This window comes from Mesorhizobium mediterraneum, from assembly GCF_002284565.1.
Lineage (GTDB): Bacteria > Pseudomonadota > Alphaproteobacteria > Rhizobiales > Rhizobiaceae > Mesorhizobium > Mesorhizobium mediterraneum.
Window position 1 is genome coordinate 1 of record NZ_NPKI01000006.1, and the last position, 20,660, is coordinate 20,660.

Consider the following 20,660-nt stretch of genomic DNA (forward strand, 5'->3'; position numbering starts at 1 on the left):
TTCAAAAAGGCCCTCACTGACCACCGAAATCCACTTCGCTCCCCGTGCAAAGCCCTCACAAGGGGAGAAGGGAGAGCCGCAACGCTGGCGCCATTCTTCTCCCCAGTTTCTTCACGGAAGAGAGGGGCTGAGAGAGATTGTTCCAGCGTGCACTCAGACAGCTTGGCTGTATCTGCAATTTGTGATCAGATGATCACATCCGCGCCGGCTGGCCCGATCGCCTGCCGTTTGCAAATAGCTTCTGTCGAAAAGGAAACCAAAAATCGTGGCTCTGGGATTTGAACCTGTATCGGGACGCGTGACCGTCCAGGACGGCGTCTACCAGCAGCTTCGGCATGCCTTGATGGTCGGCAGCTTCGATCCGGCCCAGGTGCTGACCATTGCCTCGCTGGCCGAAGCCTTCGGTACCTCGAACATGCCGGTGCGCGAGGCCTTGCGGCGGCTCGCCGCCGAGAACGCGCTGGAGATATCGCAGAACGGCTCGGCCTGCGTGCCGGTCGTCACCCGCGCGCGGCTCGACGACCTCTGCCGGGCGCGCGTCGCCGTCGAAGGGCTGGCGGCCGAGCTCGGGGCGCCGCGCCTGACCACTTCCGATATAGCCACATTGGAGAAGATCACCGCCGACCAGCAGGCGATCGGGCGCAATGGCAGCATCTACGAGCTGATCGCCAAGAACCAGCAGTTCCACTTCACCATCTACCGTGCCTCCGGCTCCGACGTGCTGTTTCAGTTGATCGAGACGCTATGGCTGCGCTTCGGCCCCTATATGCGGCTGCTGTCCAACCATGTCGCGCCTTTGATGCGAGCAGGCACGATGGAGCCGTCGGGGCGGCACACGGCGATCATCGCAGCACTGAAAGATCGCGATTTTGCCCGCGCCCGCGAAGAGGTGGTTGCCGACATCAGGACGACGCAAGAGACGCTGCGCGCGATCTGCCCCGACGTGCCGGAAACTAGGCCGGTCGAGTTCGCTGGATTCGGCAAGGCCTCCTGAATCTTCGCTGCGGGTTGAACGCAAGATCGACGCCGGAAAGTGCCGACCCACGACCGCTCGTGGCCGGAAAAATCGTCCCGATCTTCGCTATTGAATCGCATTTCTTCGCGGGCAACGATTGATCCGTATTCCCTTTTGTGATCACATGATCACAGGGAGTAAAAAAACGCAGTGTCTGGTTATTTTCTCTACCATTCGATCGGGACGTTTCCCGGCAAAGCGGAGCGCATGGCTGCTGCCCTGTCGGAATTCTCGGACATCTGGTCGGCGGAAGATGACGGCCAGTGGCCGTCGGGCCTGGCCGCGCGGCAGCGCTTCATCGATGCCTGGGGCGCGCTGATCGATGCGCCACAGGGAACACTGACCACCGCCGAGAACGTCACGTCTGCGCTCTACAGCCTGATCGGCGCTTTGCCGTCCGAGCGCCTGGCAGGAAAGCGCCTGCTGGTTGCGGCCGATTGTTTTCCGAGCCTGCATTTCCTGCTCGCCGGTCTGGCCGACCGCTTCGACTTCGTGCTCGATACGGTGCCGCTGCGGCCCGGCGAGAGCTGGGTGCGCGACGAGGATTTCATCGCCCGCTGGCAGGACGATGTCGGCCTGGCCTTGCTGACCTTCGTCACCTCGACCGCCTCGCATCGCTGCGACTTGGCGCGGCACGCCGCGCATGGTCGGGAGATGGGCAGCATCGTCGGCGTCGACATCACGCAAGGCGTCGGCGTGACGCCCTTCTCGATCGCAAAGACGCCGGTCGATTTCGTCGTCTCGACCTCGCTGAAATGGCTGTGCGGCACTTCGGGCGCCGGCGTCCTGCAGGTGACGCCCGATCTGCTGTCCGTCTGCCGGCCCGAGCTTCGCGGCTGGTTCAGCCAGCCAAACCCATTTTCGTGGGATCTCGACAGCTTCACTTATGCGGACGATGCACGCCGTTTCGACCATGGCACGCCGGCCATCCTGGCCAGCGTCGCATCGCTGCCCGGCCTCGAATGGGTGGCCGAAACGGGCGTCGACGCGATCCGCGCGCAGAACGCCGGCATGACCGAGCGCATCATAGGCTGCGCGCTGGACAATGGCTGGACGGTCCGTTCACCGCTCGATCCAGACCGGCGCGGCGGCAGCGTCATGCTGACCTTGCCGCAAGGCGTCGACCCGGTGAAGACAGTGTCGACGCTGCGCAGTGAGCGACTTTACTGCGACGCGCGCGGCGCGACGCTCAGGCTGTCGCCCGGCATGGTCACCACGGACGACGCGGTGAATGCCTTGCTGGAGCGTCTGCAACAGTTGATCGGCTCGCGGCAACGCCGCGCGTCCTGACTTCAGGCGCCGCCTCGCCTGCAGTGTCCGGAAAATACGGCGCTGAAAGGGGCGGAAGTGAAAAGCGCCACAGGGAGTGGCCGAACCAGAGGGAACGAAAATGAGCTTCACTCGCCGTAATCTGCTTCTTCTCGCTGCCGCCTTCGGCATCGCCGCCGGCCCAGCCACCGCCTATGCCCAAGAGACGCTGAATGTCGGCGCCTATCCGACCAATCCGCCCTTCGAATACAAGAACGAGAGCGGCACCTTCGAAGGTTTTGAAGTCGACATCGTCAACGAGGCGGCCAAGCGCATCGGCATGACCACGGAAATTGCCGATCTCGGATTTCAGGCCCTGTTCGCCGCCACCACGTCGAAGCGCATAGACGTCGCCATCTCGTCGATCACGATCACGCCTGAGCGGCTGAAGTCGCAGGCGTTCTCGCAGCCCTATTATGATTCCGACATGGGTATCGCCGCCAAGGCCGACAGCCCGATCAAGGCCGAGGCCGACCTCAAGGGCAAGATCATCGGCGTGCTGTCCGGCTCGACCGGGGAAGCCTGGACCAAGCAGCACCAGGAGGCCGGCGGGTTCAGCGAGGTAAAGGGTTACGACACGCAGCAGAACCTGCTGCTCGATCTCAGCGCCGGTCGCGTCGACGCCGCGGTCAGCGACATTCCGGGCCTCGAATACTCCTTCACTAGGATGAAGGATCTCGCCGTGAAAGAGCGTATCAAGACCGGCGAGCAGTACGGCCTGATGATGGCCAAGGATCACCCGCTGCTCGGCAAGCTGAACGACGCGCTGACCGCGATGAAGAAGGACGGCACGCTGGCCGCGATCCACAAGAAGTGGTTCGGCAGCGATGCACCCGCCGATTCTTCGACCGTCAAGGAAATGCCGATGCCGAAGGCCTGAGCGGCAGCCGCTGAAATTGTGCCGGCTTTCCACGCCGGCACAATTTCATGGGATAGCGTTGCGCCCCTGCTGGACGCGCAACGGGCGCCTTAGCCCTTCTTTCACGCATGATCCGCTCCGAAGCCGATTTCGGGGTTTCGGAGTCATGCTTTAGCGTCGCGGGACGCCAAATCTTTCGGGAATGCTCCCCATGTCGCTGATCGAAACCTTCTTCAACGCCGATGTCATGATCTCCAGCCTGCCGGCGTTGCTGCGCGGCTTTCTGAACACACTGCTGCTCGGGCTGTTGAGCATCGGCATCGGTATCCCCGTCGGCCTGGCGATCAGTCTGATGCGGCTCTACGCGCCAAAGCCGCTGCGGCTGTTGGCGGTCGGCTATATCGATATTTTCCGGGCGATGCCGGTGCTGGTCGTGCTGATCCTGATCTACTACGCGCTGCCGTTCCTCGGCATACGCCTGTCGTCCTGGACCTCCGCGGTGACGGCATTCGCCATCATCATGGCGGCCTATTCGGCCGAAGTGTTCCGTTCCGGCATAGAAAGCATTCCGCGCGGCCAGTTCGAGGCGGCGCAGGCACTCGGCCTGCCGTTTTTACTGACCTTGCGCAAGGTGGTGCTGCCGCAAGCGATCCGTGTGGTCATTCCGCCGATGACCAGCAACTGCGTTTCGATGTTCAAGGATACGTCGCTCGCCTCCACCGTGGCGCTGCCCGAACTACTGAAGGAAGCGACCAACGCGCAGTCGCTCTACGCCAACCCCTCGCCTCTGATCGGCGCGGCACTGGTCTATCTCCTCTTTCTCTGGCCGATGGTCCGTCTCGTCAGCCTGCTGGAACGTCGCTTCAAAACCGAAAAGACCCGCTGACGTCACCAGTTTCCCATCTGTCAATTCTCGCTCCCCCATCTGTCAGGCACTTCGCAGGAGACCATCTTGAACAAGCATCAGATCCACAATGCGAGCGACGTCTCCGCAGCCTTCCCGGTCGACACGATCCGCGCCATGTTTCCAGCCCTGCGGCAGGCCGGCGACTTCATCTTCATGGACAATGCCGCCGGTGCGCAGATCCCGCAAAGCGTGCTCGACGCGGTGACCAACCATCTGGTCGCGCATAATGTGCAGCGTGGCGGCCGCTACGGCCGCAGCGTCGCAGTCGATCAAGCGATCGCCGACGCGCGTGAAAGCGTGGCGCTGCTGATCAATGCCTATAGTCCTGCGGAAATCTGTTTCGGCATGAACGCCACCTCGTTCATCCGTCTTGTCAGCCTCGGCATCGGCCAGATGCTTCAGGAGCGTGACGAGATCGTCATCACCGACATGGACCATGACGCCAACATCGCCACCTGGCTGGCGCTGGAGTCGGCCGGCGCGAAATTCAAATGGTGGCGGATGCGCGACGACGGTAATCTCCATGTCGACGATCTTCGCCCGCTGGTCTCCGACCGGACCCGGCTCGTCGCCTGCACGGTGACGGCGCATTCGATCGGCTCGATCGTCGATGTCGCTTCAGTGGCTGATATTGCGCATGCGGCGGGTGCCGAAGTGTTCCTCGACTGCGTGCATTACGGGCCGCACGGGCTGATCGACGTGCAGGCCTGGGATTGCGACTATCTGGTCTGCTCCGGCTACAAGAATTTCTCGCCGCATATGGGCTTCTTGTGGGGCCGCTTCGAGACGCTGAAGCGGCTGCCGACCTTCCGCGAGGATTTCATTCCCGACGAGCCGCCCTACAAAGTCGAGGCCGGCACCTTCATTTACGAGAACGTCTCCGGCATGGATGCCGCCGTGCGCTATCTCGAGTCGATCGGCCGCAATTTCTTGGCCGAGAACAACCGGTCGCGGCGCGACAATCTCGTCGCCGGCATGAACGCCATCCGCGACTATGAGCTGGTGCTGGCGCGCGAAATGCTCGGCGTGCTCAAGGATTGCGGCGCGACGATCTATGGCGTCGCCGACGAAGCCCGCCTCAACGAGCGCGTGCCGACCTTCTGCTTCAACATCGGCACGCTGTCGCCGCAAATGATCGCCGAGGCCATGGCCGAGATGCAGATCGGCATCCGCGACGGTCACATGTATGCGCCGCGGCTGATGAAGCGCCTGAACCTCAGCATGGACAGCGGCGCCATCCGCGCCTCGCTGGTGCATTACAACACGATCGAGGAAGTCCGGCGCTTCGGCGAGGTGTTGCGCGTCGTCATCGCCCGGCTGTCCTGATCGGAGTCGAAATACGCTTGCCTGCGTGCCGCGGTCGCCGCGTCAGGCGGCCTTCTTCTTCGCCAGCCTCGCCTTGATGCTGGCGACGTCGGCTCGCGGCGTCGCCGCAAACAGCGTCTTGGTGTAGCTGTGCTTGGGGTCGGCAAAGACCTCGTCGCGCGAGCCGTATTCGACGGCCTCGCCGTAATACATGACCATCACGTCGTCGGCGATGTAGCGCACCACCGACAGGTCGTGGCTGATGAAGACATAGGTCAGCTTGAACTCGTCCTGCAGGTCGGCGAGCAGGTTGAGCACCTGCGCCTGCACCGACAGATCGAGCGCCGACACCGGCTCGTCGAGCACCAAAAGGCTCGGATTGAGCATCAGCGCGCGGGCAATGGCGATGCGCTGGCGCTGGCCGCCCGAGAACATGTGCGGGTAACGGTTGTAATGCTCCGGTCCGAGGCCGACCTTCTTCAGCATCCTCATGGCGAGATCGCGCCGTTCGTTGGCCGGCGTGTCGGTGTTGATGAGCAGCGGCTCGCCCAGCACATCGCCGATCTTCTGGCGCGGATTGAGCGAACCGTACGGGTTCTGGAAGACGATCTGCACCTTGCGGCGCATCTCCTTCGACAGCCCATCCTTGGCGATATCGACCTTTTTGCCGTCGATGAAGAGCTCACCCGCCGTGGCCGGATCGATCAGCGTGATGATGCGAGCGAGCGTTGACTTGCCGCAGCCGCTTTCGCCGACGATGGCGAGCGTCTTGCCCTTGTCGACGCTGAACGAGACGCCCTTGACCGCGTGAACCGTGCGCGAGGGACGAAACAGGCCGCCCCCGACATGATAGTCGCGCACGATGTTCTTGCCTTCGAGAACCGTCACGCTCATGACGCGGCTCCCGTTGCAGACCCGGTTCCCGCAGCCGAGGGGGCTGGTTCAAACAGCATGTCGGAGATGGTCGGCAGCCGGTCGCCGACGGCGTTCTCCGGCAGCGCCGACAGGAGCGCGCGGGTATAGTTGCTCTTCGGCTGCTCGAATAGCGACAGAACGTCGGCCTCTTCCATCTTGCGGCCCTTGTACTGGACGATCACGCGGTCGGCGGTCTCGGCCACCACGCCCATATTGTGGGTGATCATGATCAGGCCCATGCCGTATTTGGCCTGCAGACCGACCAAGAGGTCAAGGATCTGCTTCTGGATGGTGACGTCGAGCGCGGTGGTCGGCTCGTCGGCGATCAACAGCTTCGGATTGCAGGCGATGGCGATGGCGATCATGACCCGCTGGCACTGGCCGCCCGACATCTGGTGCGGGAACGAATTCAGCCGCTCTTCCGGATCGGCAATGCCGACCAGCTTCATCAGCTCGATGGCGCGGGCCCGGCGCTGGGCGCGGTCCATGCCCATATGGAAGCGCAGCACCTCCTCGATCTGGAAGCCGGCGGTGAAGCATGGATTGAGACTGGCGATCGGCTCCTGGAAGATCATCGAGATGTCCTTGCCGACGATCTTGCGGCGCTCGGACGGACTGAGCTCAAGCAGGTCGATACCGTCGAACGCCATGCGGTCGGCCTTCACCGTCGCCGTATTCGGCAAAAGCCCCATCACCGCCAACATCGCCACCGATTTGCCGGAGCCGGATTCACCGACGATCGCCAACACCTCGCGCGGCTCGATCGACAGGTCGATGCCTTGCACCGCCATGAACGGTCCGGCGGCAGTATCGAAAGAGACCGTAAGGTTCTTGATTTCGAGAAGAGGCATGATCACGACCTCTTCAGCTTGGGGTCGAAGGCATCGCGCAGGCCATCGCCGATCAGGTTGATGGCAAGCACGGTAATGAGGATGGCGAGGCCGGGGAAGGTCACCACCCATGGCGCGCGCAGGATGAACTCGCGTGCCGTGGCCAGCATCGTGCCCCATTCCGGCGTCGGCGGCTGCGCGCCGACGCCGAGGAAGCCGAGAGCCGCGGCCTCGAGAATGGCGTTGGAGAAGGACAGCGTCGCCTGCACGATCAGCGGTGCCATGCAGTTCGGCAAGATCGTCTTCACCATCAGCCTGAGATGACTGGCACCGGCCACCTTGGCGGAGATCACATATTCACGGTTCTTTTCGGCCATTACCGCCGCGCGCGTGAGCCGCGCGAAATGCGGCTGCAGCACCAGCGCGATCGCCAGCATGGCGTTGAACAGGCCAGGTCCGAGGATCGCCACCAGAACCAGCGCAAGAAGCAGCGACGGGAAGGCCAGAATGACGTCCATGACGCGCATGATCAGCGTATCGACCCAGCCGCGGAAATAGCCGGCGAGCACGCCGAGGATGATGCCGCTGGTCAGCGAGAAAACCACGACGACCAGACCGATGAACAGCGAGAACCGCGCCCCGAAAATCAGCCGCGAAAGCATGTCGCGGCCAACAGCGTCGGTGCCCAGAAGAAACATCGATTTGCCGCCCTCCTGCCAGACCGGCGGCGTCAGCAGCGCATCGCGAAACTGCTCGTCAGGCGAATGCGGCGCGACCAGCGGCGCGAAAATCGCGATCAGCACCAGAGCCGAGAACACGACCAGGCCGATGACGGCGCCGGTGTTCATCGAGTAGTAATGCCAGAACTCGGTGAAGGCACGTTGCCGACCGCCGGTCGGAATGGAGGCGGCGGTGGCTTCTGCCGTGGTTTGGTCGGTCATCTCACTGCACCCGGATACGTGGGTTGATGACGGCGTAGAGCACGTCGACGATCAGGTTCACCGCCATGACAATCAGCGCGATGATCAGCAAGCCGCTCTGGACGACGACATAGTCGCGCTTGGCGATCGCGTCGATCATCCACTTGCCGATGCCGGGCCAGGAAAAGATCGTTTCGGTCAGGATGGCGCCGGCCATCAGCGTGCCGACCTGCAGGCCGATGGTGGTGGCGACGGGGATCAGCGCATTGCGAAAAGCGTGGAGCCCGATAACGCGGCGCGGCGCCAAGCCCTTGGCGCGGGCGGTGCGGACATAGTCCTCGCCCAGCACCTCCAGCATCGCCGACCGCGTCTGGCGCGCTATGACGGCGAGCGGAATCGTCGCCAGCACGATTGCCGGCAGGACCAGATGACTGGCGGCGGACCTGAAAGCGCCGCTCTTGCCGGAGATCAGGCTGTCGATCAGCATGAACCCCGTCGTCGGCTTGAAGAAATATTGAAGGCCAATGCGGCCGGAAACCGGTGTCCAGCCGAGATAGCCGGAGAAGAATATGATGAGCAGCAGCCCCCACCAGAAGATCGGCATCGAATAGCCGGTCAGCGCCACGCCCATCGTCGCCTGGTCGAACCATGATCCGCGCTTGACCGCGGCGAAGATGCCGGCGGGGATGCCGATGAGCACAGCGATGATCAGCGCGATCGTCGCCAGTTCCAGCGTGGCCGGAAACAGCGCCTGGAATTCACCGAGCACCGGCCGCTTGGTGGCGATCGATATGCCGAAGTCGCCGGTCAGGACCCTGCCGATATACTCCAGATACTGGATGACATAAGGCCTGTTATAGCCAAACCGCTCGACAAGCTCCGCGTAGCGTTCGGGACTTACGCCGCGCTCGCCAGCCAGGGCCATGATCGGGTCGCCCGGCAGAAGCCGGACGAAAGCGAACGCCGCCAGCGATATGCCGAACACGGTCGGGATGATTAAGGCGAGCTTGTGGAGGAGATAGCGGAGCATCTTACTTCATAGAACGGCGGCGCCGGAAGTCCAGCGCCGCCGTCCAATTTCTCAGGAGTTACTCGGTGACGTCGACGCCGTCAAACCGATGAATGCCGAGCGGATCCATGACGAAGCCCGAAACCTTCTTGTTCATCGGCATGAAGACCTTGGAATGGGCAATGGTCAGCCACGGCGCCTCACGCTTGAACACGACCTGAGCCTCCTCGTAGATCTTGGTGCGCTCGGCGACATCAGTGGTCGCCTTGCCCTTCTGCAACAGGGCTTCGAACTCCTGGTTGCACCAGATCGCATAGTTGGACTGGCCGATGGCATCGCAGCCGAGCAGGAACAGGAAGTTGTCCGGATCGCCATTGTCGCCGGTCCAGCCGAGCTGGAAGGCGCCGTCACGATCCTTCTGCTTGCCGCGTTCGCGATACTCGGTCCATTCGTAGCTGACGATCTCGGCCTTGACGCCGATCTTGGCGTAGTCGGCCTGGATCAGTTCCGCGACTCTTTGAGCGTTCGGATTGTACGGGCGGCTGACCGGCATTGCCCAGATCTTCATCGAGAGATCCTTGACGCCGGCGTCGGCCAGCATCTTTTTGGCCGCGTCCGGATCGTACGGATCGTCCTTGATGTCCTTGTTATAGGACCACATCGTCGGCGGGATCGGGTTGATGGCCGCCTGGCCAGCGCCCTGATAGACCGCATCGAGAATGGCCTGCTTGTTGACGGCCATGTTGAGGGCCTTGCGGACCTCGACCTTGTCGAAGGGCGGCAGCGTGGTGTTGTAGGCCATGTAGCCGATGTTCAGGCCTTCCTGCTCGTCGACCTTGAGGTTTGGGTCAGCCTGCAGGCCGGCGATGTCGGCCGGCGCCGGGTACGACATGATATCGCATTCGCCTGCCTTCAGCTTCTGCGCGCGCACGGCCGGATCGGTCGTGATGGCGAAGATCAAATCGTCGATCTTCTGGCGGCCGCCATAATAGCCGTCCCATGCCGCATAGCGCACGACCGCATCGACCTGGTAGTCGACGAACTGGAACGGACCGGTGCCGATCGGCTTCTGGGTGAATTGCTGCCTGGTGCCGGCCTTGTCGAGCTGGTCGGCATATTCCTTGGAGACGATCGATGCGAAATCCATGCCGAGGTCCGGCAGGAAAGCGACTTCAGGCTTGTTCAGCACGAACTTCACCGTCAGGTCGTCAACCTTGACGATTTCCTTGAGAAGATCCGGGAAGCCCATGCCGGTGAAATATTCCCAGCCGGTGCCTTCCAGATAGCTGAACCACGGGCTTTCCTTCTTCCACTGGCGTTCGAAGGAGAAGATCACGTCGTCGGCATTGAGGTCGCGCGTCGGCGTGAAATAGTCGGTGGTCTGGAACTTCACGCCGGGCCGAAGCTTGAACGTGTATTCGAGACCGTCGTCGGAAACCGTCCAGCTCTCGGCGAGGCCGGGCGCGATGGTGGTCTTGCCGTGTTCGAACTCGACCAGGCGCGAATAGATAGTGCGCGACGACGCGTCGAAGTCGTTGCCACCGCTCCACGGCGATGGGTCGAAGCCGGCCGGCGACGCCTCCGAGCAGTAGACCAATTGCTTCGCATTGGCCATGCCGCCGAGGACGCTTGCGGCCAGCAACGCGGCCGCAAAAGTCAGTTTCTTTTTCATGGAGGACTCCCTGATGTTCTTCCAAGCCCCTCTTCAGGCTCGCGAAGCGCGCATATAAGCATCGTTTTTCCGGCTTTGGAACACCCCGTTTGCTTACCCCATGGGAAGCAGAATTTAATTCTTCACTTTCATAAAAAGCGAGAATTAAATGTCAATTTCAGCCGATCACGGTATTATTAACGATTGCATTTTTTTATTATCTTTAACGCGACCGATAGCAGGAACCGCGACCTTCGGCCTGTCGTTGGCGCGGAAGGTTTTCTTCCCGTCTTGCCGCAGGGGCAGACTTGCACGGCTGCCGATAGTCGCAATACATAGATGGCATGTTGGATTTCCTGGATGCCGGCAACAGCGGAGGGACGTCTCTGTCATTCGGAGACGACGCGGCGGGCAAGCAGAGACAATAAGAACAACCGAGGGAGGGACAGGTGGCAAAAACACCAAGGACGACGGCACCAGCGAAAGCGAAGGCCAAAGCTGCCGCAAAACCGGCCAGCCCCGACAAGCCAAAATCGCCGCCCACCAAAGCCGTTGCCGCGGTCAAGCCGAAGGCGGCAGCGACAACGGCTTCATCGGGGTCGAAGCCGGGTTCGGCCAGGAGATTGCCGAAAGCGCCTGCCGCTCGATTGCCGGAAAAGCCTTGGCTCAAAAGCTATCCGAAAGTCGTTCCGGCCGAGATCGGCGCCCTGCCCTTCGGCTCCATCGGCGATCTGCTCGCCGACGTCTGCAAGCAGTATGCCGGCAGGCCCGCTTTCACCTGCATGGGCAAGACCATCAGCTATGCGGAAGTCGAGCGGCAATCGGCCGCCTTCGGCGCCTATCTGCAATCGACAGGGTTGCAGAAAGGCGCGCGCGTCGCGCTGATGATGCCGAACGTGCTGCAATATCCGGTGGCGATGATGGCAGTGCTGCGCGCCGGCTATGTCGTGGTCAATATCAACCCGCTCTACACGCCGCGCGAGCTGGAACATCAGCTCAAGGATTCCGGTGCGCAAGCCATCGTCATTCTCGAAAATTTCGCCAACACCTTGCAGGCGGTGATCGCCAAGACGGCGGTCAAGCATGTCGTGGTCGCGGCGATGGGCGACATGCTTGGCGGCCTGAAAGGGACGATCGTCAATTTCGTCGTGCGCCGCGTGAAGAAGATGGTGCCGGGCTGGTCGCTGCCAGGCCATGTCAAGTTCAACGCAGCGTTGAAGGCAGGCGCCAGCGTGAACTTCAAGCCGGTGAAAGTCGCAGCCGACGATATCGCCTTCTTGCAATATACCGGCGGCACCACGGGCATCTCGAAAGGCGCGGTGCTGCTGCACAGCAACGTGCTGGCCAATGTCGCGCAGAACGCGCTTTGGGTCGAAGACGCCTACACGGTCAAGCCGAAACCGGCGCATCTCAATTTCATCTGCGCGCTGCCGCTCTATCATATCTTTGCGCTGACAGTGAACGCGTTTATGGGCATGCAGATGGGCGGCCGGAACATACTCATTCCCAATCCGCGCGACATTCCAGGCTTCGTCAAGGAACTCGGCAAATACCCGATCCACATCTTTCCGGGCCTCAACACGCTGTTCAACGCGCTGCTCAACAATGAGGATTTCCGCAAACTCGACTTCAAGCCGCTGATCCTGACACTAGGTGGCGGCATGGCGGTGCAGAAGGGTGTCGCCGAACGCTGGAAGACGCTCACCGGCTGCCCGGTCACCGAGGGCTACGGGCTTTCGGAAACCTCACCGGTGGCTACCGCCAACACATTCAGCGATGGCAACTTCACCGGCACGATCGGCCTGCCGCTGCCGTCCACCGAGATCGCCATCCGCGATGACGACGGCAATGATTTGCCGCTCGGCGAAGTCGGAGAGATCTGCATCCGCGGACCTCAGGTGATGGCCGGTTACTGGAACCGGCCGGACGAGACCGCCAAGGTGATGACCAAGGATGGTTTCTTCAAGTCGGGCGACATGGGCTTCATGGACGAGCGCGGCTACACCAAGGTCGTCGATCGCAAGAAGGACATGATCCTTGTGTCCGGCTTCAACGTCTATCCGAACGAACTCGAGGAAGTCGTGGCCCTGCATCCGGGCGTCCTAGAAGTTGCGGCGATCGGCGTGCCGGACGAGCATTCAGGCGAAGTGCCGAAGCTGTTCGTCGTCAAGAAGGACCCGTTGCTGACCGCTGAGGTGCTGACTGTCTATTGCCGCGAGAACCTGACCGGCTACAAGCGGCCAAAATACATCGAGTTTCGGACCGAACTGCCGAAGACGCCGGTAGGCAAGATCCTGCGGCGGGCGTTGCGGGAATAGGCACGATTTTGGACGATTGCCTTGCCGGTAGTGAAGCGGTCGACCCGCGTTCCGGCCCTGACCCGGTCGCGTTCATCAGGGCGAACATGCAGCTGCTGCCGGTGCCTTCGCTTCCCGAAATCCGGCTTTACACGGCTCATCCGGGAAGCGGCCTCAGACGGCTCGCCGATCCGGAAGGACAGGGGTTCGAGCCGGAGGGACCGGAAGAAGAAGCGAAAGCCGACGAGAACGAGCTGCAGCCACCCTATTGGGCCTATGCCTGGGCCGGCGGCGCGGTGCTCGCCCGCTATATAATCGACCAGCCGCAGACGGTGGTGGGTCGCCGCGTGCTCGACCTCGGCGCCGGTTCGGGCCTCGTCGGCATCGCCGCGGCAAAGGCTGGCGCCAGCGACGTGATCGCCGCCGAGATCGATCGCAACGGCGTTGCTGCGCTCGGCCTCAATGCCATGGCGAACGGCGTCACGATCACCATTATCGACAATGATATCACCACGGGGCCGCCACCTGCGGTCGACCTCGTTCTCGCGGGTGATGTGTTTTACGGCCGCGAGGTTGCTCGTCGGGTCACCCCGTTTTTCGATCGCTGCCTGGCAGCCGGTATCGAGGTGCTGGTCGGCGATCCCCGTCGCACAGACTTGCCGCTGTCCCGGCTGCGGTTGCTCGCCGAATATCGGGTACCGGATTTCGGCGACGCGAAGGGTGCCGCGAGCAAGCCGAGCGGCGTCTTTCGCTTCGAGCCTGAAGATCGCTAGCGCTAGATCGAAACCCCATCACGCTAAATGAGCGGGATCGCGCCATTGCGGTCGTTCAGTTTCGAAGGATCGCATGACCGATCTGACCCTGAGCAGTGACTGGCTCAATCCCTGATTGGAAGATCCTACTGGACCGCGGCCGGAATCGACCGCAGCGTGGAACGACAGGGGAGGAGGCTGTCGTGACCGACGAGGTGACAATTCGTGAACTCAATGGGCTCGATGAGATGCTGTCGATCTATCCAGTGTTCCGGCAGGGCAACTCGCATCTAGACGAAGCCGCGTTTCGTGAACGACTCTCGGCGATGCTCGCTCAGGGCAGTTACCGCTGCATCGCGGCTTATATCGGCGATCGGCTGGTGGGTCTCTCCGGCTTCTGGACGGGCATTCAGCTTTGGTGCGGGAAGTACATCGAAGCCGACCACGTGGTGGTCGACACGACGCTACGCAGCCTTGGCACAGGCACCAAGCTGATGGCGTGGATCGAGGCGGAGGGCGAGCGGACTGGATGCGCTGTCTTCCGTATTGCCATGGTGCTTGGCAAGGAACGCACGCGCCAGTTTTACGCTCGAAACGGCTTCTTTGATGATGGTCTTCTCATGGTGAAGGCCCTGAGCAGAGGCGCCGCGGAGTTCCCGGAGTATGTATCGCGACCTGCCGAGCCAGGCTTGCGGGTCTAGCGGTTCGCAACCATCCTTTCGGGTGTCCGCTTCTGGCGCAACGTGCCCGTTCTGGCAGATGAGCCAGCGGCAACTTTCCACCCATCTCGACATTGGCGGGAAAGCCCAGGTTGATTTGAGTTTTGCCCCGGCCTTGCCAGTCAGTTGGCCAGTCAGGTCGTCTCCTTGACCCGCGCCGAAAGAAAGTCGGGCAGATCGGCAACCGAATCCAGAATGACGTCGGCGATCTGCGACAGCGATTCCCGCGTGCCGGTGCCGGAGAGCACGCCGATTGCCAGACCGCAGCCGCCGGCCCGCGCCATCTCCAAATCGTGGCGATTGTCGCCGACCATGGCGATCGCGGCCGGCCTCAGGCCGGTCAGGTCGCAGAAGGCAAGGATCGTATCCGGCGCCGGTTTCGGATTGGCCACGGCGTCGTAACCATAGGCGGCGTCGAACAGCTGCGCGACGCCCAGCGTCAGCAATGTCTTTTCCGCGCCGGTGGTCGAATCGTTGGTGGCGACGCCGAGCCGATAGGCTTTCCTGTGAAGAACGCCGAGCGTCTCGACGATGCCCGGCAGCGCCACCGCCATCGCCGAGCCCTGCATGGAGGTGATCTCGTTGAAGCGGGCGACGGCAAGCATCTGGTCTTCGTCGGACAGGCGCGGAAACCAAAGCTCGACGACATCCATGTTGGTGCCGGAGGCAAAGATGGAGTCGGGCTTGAAGCGTTTGGTGGCGAAATCGTAGCCCGCCGCGGCAAGCAGCCTGTCGGCCTTCCAGCGGTCGCCCTCCGACGCATCCATCGCCATGAAATCGGCAACGCCGAGCCATGTCGCATTGAAGTCGACAAGCGTGCCGTCCTTGTCGAACAATATTCCCTTGATTTCGACCAAGCCGCTTACTCCGATCCGCGCAATCGGTGGATGTGTCCCACCAGCCCAGCGGTCGACGCGTCCCGCTTTGCGGCATTCTCCTTGCCTTCCACGACAGGCAGCAGCCCGGTCGCCAGTTCCTTGCCCAGTTCGACACCCCATTGGTCGAAGGAATTGATGTTGAAGAGCGTGCCCTCGACGAAGACGCGGTGCTCATAGAGCGCGATCAGCCGCCCGAACGTATGCGGATCGAGTTGTCTGTAGAGGATCGTCACCGAGGGCCGGTTGCCGGAGAAGACGCGGTGCGGGGCGATCCTGTCGACCTCGGCCGGCGTCATGCCTTTTGCCAGCATCTGCGCGCGTGCTTCCTCAAGCGTGCGGCCCTTCATGAAGGCTTCCGACTGCGCCAGGCAGTTGGCGAGCAAAAGATCGTGGTGATGCTTGAGGCCCGGCTCATGGCCGATTGCCGCGGCTAGGAATTCGACCGGGATGAAATCGGTGCCCTGGTGCAGCAGTTGGAAGAAGGCGTGCTGGCCATTGGTGCCGGGCTCACCCCAGACCAGCGGGCCGGTCGGCGTGGTCACAGCGCCGCCGTCGAGGGTGACGCTCTTGCCGTTCGATTCCATGTCGAGCTGCTGCAGATAGGCCGGCAGCCTGGACAGGCGCTGGTCGTAGGGAATGACGGCGCGAGCGGGGTATTTGCAGATCACCCGATGCCACCAGCCGATCAGCCCCATTAGCGCCGGCAGATTCTTGGCCAGCGGCGCCGTCTGGAAATGTTCGTCCATCGCATGCGCGCCATCGAGAAAAGCGCAAAAATTCTTCGGGCCGACCGCGATCATCACCGGCAGCCCGATCGCGCCCCACACCGAATAGCGGCCGCCGACCCAGTCCCAGAAGCCAAAGACGCGGTCGGACGCGATGCCGAATTTGGCCACCAGGTCCAGCGCCGTCGAGACGGCGGCGAAATGCTTGCCGACCGCTTCCTTGCCGAGCGCCTTCTGCACCCAGTCGCGCGCCGTCTCGGCATTGGTCATCGTCTCGACAGTGGTGAAGGTCTTCGAAGCGATGATGAACAGCGTGGTTTCGGCGGAAAGGCCCTTCAGCGTGTCGTGGATATGGGCGCCGTCGATGTTGGACACGTAATGCGTGCGCGGCCCATCGTGATAGGGCGCCAGCGCCAGCGTTGCCATGGCCGGGCCAAGGTCGGACCCGCCGATGCCGATGTTGACGATGTCGGTGATCTTCTTGCCGGTGGCGCCGGCCGCCTTGCCGGAGCGCACGGCATCGGCGAAGGCGCCCATCGCGTCGAGCACGGCGACGACTTCCGCCTTCACGTCCTGGCCGTCGAGCACGATGCCCTTGCCGTTCAGGTTGCGCAGCGCGGTGTGCAGCACGGCGCGGCCTTCGGTGACATTGATCTTCTTGCCGGAGAACATCGCGGCGCGCCGGCCTTCGAGATCGGCGGCTCCCGCCAGCTTCTCAAGCAGATCCATCGTCTGCGCATCGACCGCGCATTTCGACCAATCGAGCAGTAGGTCGCCGTCGGTGGCGGAGAATTTTTCGAAGCGCTGGGGATCAGCAGCGAAAGCCTCGCGCATGCTGCCTGATTTGGCCGCACGGTGAGCGCGCAGGGCGTCGAGCTGTTTTTGAAAGGACGATTGATCCACTGGCTTGCTCCGAAGTCTTTGATGCCAACATAACAGGCCGGATGTTTCCGGCGCGTGTCGTCGCGGCAAACTATCTAGCCGAAATCCACTGGTTTCAATGCGCAGCGATGACGCACTGCGTCACGCCGGGATGACGCGCAGCGTCACGCCGGGGATGACGCAGTGCGTGACCGGGGGATGCCGCAGCGCAGCGAAGGATCACTGGCGTAAATCCCAACGATCAGAAAAATTGATTGGCGCAACGCCTTGTGCCACCGGTACATTCGACTGGTCCAGCCAAATGAAATAGGCTGGCCATCGAGGAACATTTTCCATGCCACAGCGAAACGACACGGCCATATGGTCCGGCCTGTTCCGGATTTCGGCGGACTCCGGCCAGACCCTGCAGGCGCAGATCCGTCAAGCGATCGTCGCCGCCATCCTCGACCGGCAGATCGCCGCTTCGATGCCGCTTCCGTCCTGCCGGATCCTAGCCGAGAAACTCGGCGTGGCGCGCGGCACCGTGGTGCTGGCCTTCCAGCAGCTCGTCGACCAGGGTTTCCTGGTGGCGCGCGAACGGCGCGGCCATTTCGTCAATCCCGACGTGCTGGCGACCCCGGCGAGGCCGCATCAGAAGGCGCCCGACCAGGCCAACGAGATCGACTGGAAGGCGCGCCGCCAGATCGCGGCCAGCGACATGCCGCCGCCGGCCAAGCACGACAACTGGATCAAGTCGTCCTACCCCTTCGTCTATGGCCAGTTCGATCCGGCACTGTTCCCAACCGCCGAATGGCGCGAGTGCAACCGCATGGCGCTTGCCGTGCTCGAGATCCGCAACTGGGCGTCCGACATGGTCGACCGCGACGATCCGCTCTTGATCGAGCAGATCCAGGCGCGGCTGTTGCCGCGGCGCGGCATCTTCGCCAATCCCGACGAGATTATCGTGACGCTCGGCGCGCAGAACGCGCTTTACATGCTGGCGACGCTGCTGATGACCAAGGGCTCCAAAGTGGCCATGGAAGACCCCGGCTATCCCGACGCACGCTCGATCTTCCGGCTGGCGGGCGCCGACGTCACACCGGTCCCGGTCGACCACTCCGGCATCGTAACCGCTTCTATTCCCAATGATTCCGGCTTCGTCTTCGTGACGCCCAGCCACCATTGCCCGACCATGGTGCCACTGTCGGCGGAGCGCCGGCAGGACCTTTTGGCGCGCGCCAACCGCCACAACCAGATCATCATCGAGGACGGCTATGACAGCCAGCTCCTGGACGAGGCGCCGCAGCAGGCGCTGAAGAGCCTCGACCGTTCCGGCCGGGTCATCTATGTCGGCTCGATGTCGAAGACGCTGGCTCCCGGTCTGCGGCTCGGCTACATCGTCGCCTCGGCCGGGCTGATCTCCGAGCTTCGCGCGCTACGCCGCTTCATGCTGCGTCATCCGCCGGCCAACAACCAGCGCGCCGTCGCGCTGTTCCTATCGCTTGGTCACCATGAGGCGCTGGTGCGGCGGCTATCGAGCGCTTTCGACGAACGGCGCAAGCGTCTGATCCATGCGATTACCGCATTCCTGCCGGAGTGGCGCTCGACCGATTCGGCCGGCGGCGCGTCGCTCTGGCTCGAGGGACCGCGCGGCACCGACTCGCGCGGGCTGGCCGAGGCCGCTGCCTCGCGCAGCGTCATCATCGAGCCTGGCGACCGCTTCTTCGACCGCACCGAAAAGCCGTCGCGCTTCATGCGGCTGGGCATCTCCTCGATCGCGCTGCAGCACATCGAGCCCGGCATCCGCGAACTGGCAACGGCGGCCGGGCGCAGGCCGGCGGCGGCTTGATGCCTCGTCCGGGCTGGGACCGGCCACCGTTCTTTAGCGCTCTGGCATATGCGACGGGACCGTCTGGCTCATAGGCTGTGCCAATGCCGACGGCATAGTTCGAGGCATAAGGGGACGAAGCAGGCCGATGGTGGACCAACCGCCGCCGCCAGCTTCGCAGCTAAAGGTGGAGTGCCTCCATGTCAGTGGCTGTTGAGAAGCCGGATACGCCCTCGGACCAACGTTCGCGGCGTTCCGGCGGGCGTGAAGCGCGCCGCGCCATGCGTGCGGCGCCACTTGCCGACGACATCAAGCCGGTGCGCGCCGGCCTCGAAGGCGGAAGTTACGGGCCGCTCAGCGAAAACGACCGCGAGCGCATCAACGAAGCAGTGCTGACGCTGCTTGAAACGGTCGGCTTCGCCAATGCCATCCCATCCTGCATCGAGGCGTTGACCAAGGCCGGCGCCACTCTCGGCGAGGACGGGCGAATTCGCTTTCCCCGCGCGCTTGTCCTCGACACGATCAAGAAGGCCGCGCGCCACTTCACCTTGCATGGCCAGGATCCCAAGCACGACATGCTGATCCAGGGCAAGCGCGTGCATTACGGCACGGCGGGTGCCGCGGTGCATCTGGTCGATGTCGAGAAGCGCGAATACCGGGAGTCGCTGCTGCAGGACATCTACGACGCTGCCCGCATCGTCGAGGGGCTCGACAACATCCACTTCTTCCAGCGGCCGATGGTGCCGCGCGACATTCCCGATCCGCTCGACATGGATTTCAACACGCTCTACGCCTGTGTGATGGGGACGTCGAAGCATGTCGGCACGTCCTTCACGGTGCGCGAGAACGTCAAGCCGGCGCTCGACATGCTCTACGCGATTGCCGGCGGCGAAGAGAATTTTCGCGCGCGGCCTTTTGTCTCCAATTCGAACTGTTTTGTCGTGCCGCCGATGAAATTCGCCGAGGACGCTTGCGGCGTGCTCGAGGCCTGCGTCGAAGGCGGCATTCCGATCCTGCTGCTGTCCGCCGGCCAGGCGGGTGCCACGGCGCCGGCGGCGATTGCCGGTGCGGTGGTGCAAGCGGTGGCCGAGGTGCTCGCCGGCCTTGTCTATGTCAACGCCATCAAGCCCGGGCATCCGGCGATCTTCGGCACCTGGCCGTTCGTCTCGGACCTCAGGACCGGCGCCATGTCCGGCGGCTCGGCCGAGCAAGCGGTGCTGACCGCAGCCTGCGCCCAGATGGCGCAATTCTACGATCTGCCCGGTGGTTCGGCCGCCGGCATGACGGATTCGAAACTGCCCGATATTCAGTCCGGTTACGAGAAGGGCATCACCGATGTGATGGCCGGTCTTGCAGGCCTCAACCTCGTCTACGAATCGGCCGGCATGCACGCCTCGCTGCTCGGCTTCTGTCTGGAAAGCCTAATCATCGACAACGACATGCTCGGCCATTGCCTGCGCTGCGTGCGCGGCATCGAGGTGACCGATGAGTCGCTGTCGATAGACACCATCGCCGACGTCTGCCTGAAGGGGCCGGGTCACTATCTCGGCAACGAGCAGACGCTGCGGCTGATGCAGACGGAATATTTCTATCCGGCGGTTGGCGATCGCTTTTCGCCGAAGGAGTGGAACGAGAAGGGCAGGCCCGACATCTTGCAGCGGGCAATCATCGAGAAGAAACGCATCCTCGCCGAGCGCTTCCCGCGCCACGTGCCAAAGCTGCTCGACGACAAGCTGCGCGCTCGCTTCGGCAATCTGATCCATCTGCCGCGCAGCGGCATGGGCGGCTGAGGACGCTTCTCGTCAAAAAACTGTCAGAGCCTAATCCATCCCGACAAAAATCGGGATGGGGCTCTACCTTCTGTTTGACCATGACCTTTTC

General features: G+C 62.7%; 17 protein-coding genes. 10 read left to right on the plus strand and 7 right to left on the minus strand.

The window, feature by feature from the left end; all coding sequences use genetic code 11:
• The first annotated feature begins 265 nt into the window (after positions 1-265).
• The 5 genes from CIT25_RS02360 to CIT25_RS02380 all read left to right on the plus strand — a co-directional run bounded on the left by CIT25_RS02360 (position 266) and on the right by CIT25_RS02380 (position 5,415).
• Positions 266-994, plus strand: a complete 729-nt coding sequence (locus CIT25_RS02360; protein WP_095482969.1) for a GntR family transcriptional regulator — start codon at positions 266-268, stop codon at positions 992-994.
• 171 nt (positions 995-1,165) lie between these two features.
• Positions 1,166-2,305 carry an aminotransferase class V-fold PLP-dependent enzyme gene (locus CIT25_RS02365; protein ID WP_095482970.1) on the plus strand — a complete coding sequence of 380 codons (1,140 nt, stop codon included), beginning with the start codon at positions 1,166-1,168 and terminating at the stop codon, positions 2,303-2,305.
• 100 nt (positions 2,306-2,405) lie between these two features.
• A complete protein-coding gene (locus tag CIT25_RS02370; protein ID WP_095482971.1) occupies positions 2,406-3,203 on the plus strand; it encodes an ABC transporter substrate-binding protein in 798 nt (265 codons plus the stop codon).
• Positions 3,204-3,393: 190 nt separating this feature from the next.
• On the plus strand, positions 3,394-4,068 hold the full coding sequence (locus CIT25_RS02375; RefSeq protein ID WP_095482972.1) for an amino acid ABC transporter permease: 675 nt from the start codon (positions 3,394-3,396) through the stop codon (positions 4,066-4,068).
• 66 nt (positions 4,069-4,134) lie between these two features.
• Positions 4,135-5,415, plus strand: a complete 1,281-nt coding sequence (locus CIT25_RS02380) for a cysteine desulfurase-like protein (protein WP_095482973.1) — start codon at positions 4,135-4,137, stop codon at positions 5,413-5,415.
• Positions 5,416-5,457: 42 nt separating this feature from the next.
• Here the strand turns inward: CIT25_RS02380 and CIT25_RS02385 are convergent, their stop codons facing one another.
• The 5 genes from CIT25_RS02385 to CIT25_RS02405 are packed head-to-tail and all read right to left on the minus strand — an operon-like array spanning position 5,458 to position 10,740.
• On the minus strand, positions 5,458-6,288 hold the full coding sequence (locus CIT25_RS02385; RefSeq protein WP_095482974.1) for a dipeptide ABC transporter ATP-binding protein: 831 nt from the start codon (positions 6,286-6,288) through the stop codon (positions 5,458-5,460).
• Positions 6,285-7,160 (minus strand): ABC transporter ATP-binding protein, encoded by an 876-nt coding sequence (locus CIT25_RS02390; protein ID WP_095482975.1) that lies wholly within the window; start codon positions 7,158-7,160, stop codon positions 6,285-6,287. Before CIT25_RS02390 ends, CIT25_RS02385 begins: the two co-directional genes overlap by 4 nt.
• A 2-nt stretch (positions 7,161-7,162) precedes the next feature.
• Positions 7,163-8,080: an ABC transporter permease subunit gene (locus CIT25_RS02395; protein WP_095482976.1), complete on the minus strand. Its 918-nt coding sequence runs from the start codon at positions 8,078-8,080 to the stop codon at positions 7,163-7,165.
• A 1-nt stretch (position 8,081) separates the two neighbouring features.
• Positions 8,082-9,089, minus strand: a complete 1,008-nt coding sequence (locus CIT25_RS02400) for an ABC transporter permease subunit (RefSeq protein ID WP_095482977.1) — start codon at positions 9,087-9,089, stop codon at positions 8,082-8,084.
• A 58-nt stretch (positions 9,090-9,147) separates the two neighbouring features.
• Positions 9,148-10,740 carry an ABC transporter substrate-binding protein gene (locus CIT25_RS02405; protein WP_095482978.1) on the minus strand — a complete coding sequence of 531 codons (1,593 nt, stop codon included), beginning with the start codon at positions 10,738-10,740 and terminating at the stop codon, positions 9,148-9,150.
• A gap of 428 nt (positions 10,741-11,168) precedes the next feature.
• Here CIT25_RS02405 and CIT25_RS02410 point away from each other — a divergent pair, with 428 nt between their 5' ends.
• The 3 genes from CIT25_RS02410 to CIT25_RS02420 all read left to right on the plus strand — a co-directional run bounded on the left by CIT25_RS02410 (position 11,169) and on the right by CIT25_RS02420 (position 14,469).
• On the plus strand, positions 11,169-13,037 hold the full coding sequence (locus CIT25_RS02410) for a long-chain fatty acid--CoA ligase (protein WP_095482979.1): 1,869 nt from the start codon (positions 11,169-11,171) through the stop codon (positions 13,035-13,037).
• Between the two features lie 8 nt (positions 13,038-13,045).
• Positions 13,046-13,789, plus strand: a complete 744-nt coding sequence (locus CIT25_RS02415; RefSeq protein WP_245329744.1) for a class I SAM-dependent methyltransferase — start codon at positions 13,046-13,048, stop codon at positions 13,787-13,789.
• 182 nt (positions 13,790-13,971) lie between these two features.
• On the plus strand, positions 13,972-14,469 hold the full coding sequence (locus CIT25_RS02420) for a GNAT family N-acetyltransferase (protein ID WP_095483044.1): 498 nt from the start codon (positions 13,972-13,974) through the stop codon (positions 14,467-14,469).
• 152 nt (positions 14,470-14,621) lie between these two features.
• Here CIT25_RS02420 and CIT25_RS02425 read toward each other — a convergent pair whose 3' ends face one another.
• Both CIT25_RS02425 and pgi read right to left on the minus strand, forming a co-directional pair.
• A complete protein-coding gene (locus tag CIT25_RS02425; RefSeq protein ID WP_095482980.1) occupies positions 14,622-15,344 on the minus strand; it encodes an HAD family hydrolase in 723 nt (240 codons plus the stop codon).
• Between the two features lie 5 nt (positions 15,345-15,349).
• Positions 15,350-16,993, minus strand: coding sequence for a glucose-6-phosphate isomerase (gene pgi / locus CIT25_RS02430; protein ID WP_095482981.1), 1,644 nt, complete (start codon positions 16,991-16,993; stop codon positions 15,350-15,352).
• A 313-nt stretch (positions 16,994-17,306) separates the two neighbouring features.
• Between pgi and pdxR the strand changes: the two genes are divergently transcribed.
• Positions 17,307-18,800, plus strand: a complete 1,494-nt coding sequence (gene pdxR, locus CIT25_RS02435; protein ID WP_095482982.1) for a MocR-like pyridoxine biosynthesis transcription factor PdxR — start codon at positions 17,307-17,309, stop codon at positions 18,798-18,800.
• A 179-nt stretch (positions 18,801-18,979) separates the two neighbouring features.
• The gene (locus tag CIT25_RS02440) at positions 18,980-20,569 is read left to right on the plus strand and encodes a trimethylamine methyltransferase family protein (protein ID WP_095482983.1); all 1,590 of its coding nucleotides are present in this window, start codon (positions 18,980-18,982) and stop codon (positions 20,567-20,569) included.
• Positions 20,570-20,660: the final 91 nt, after the last annotated feature.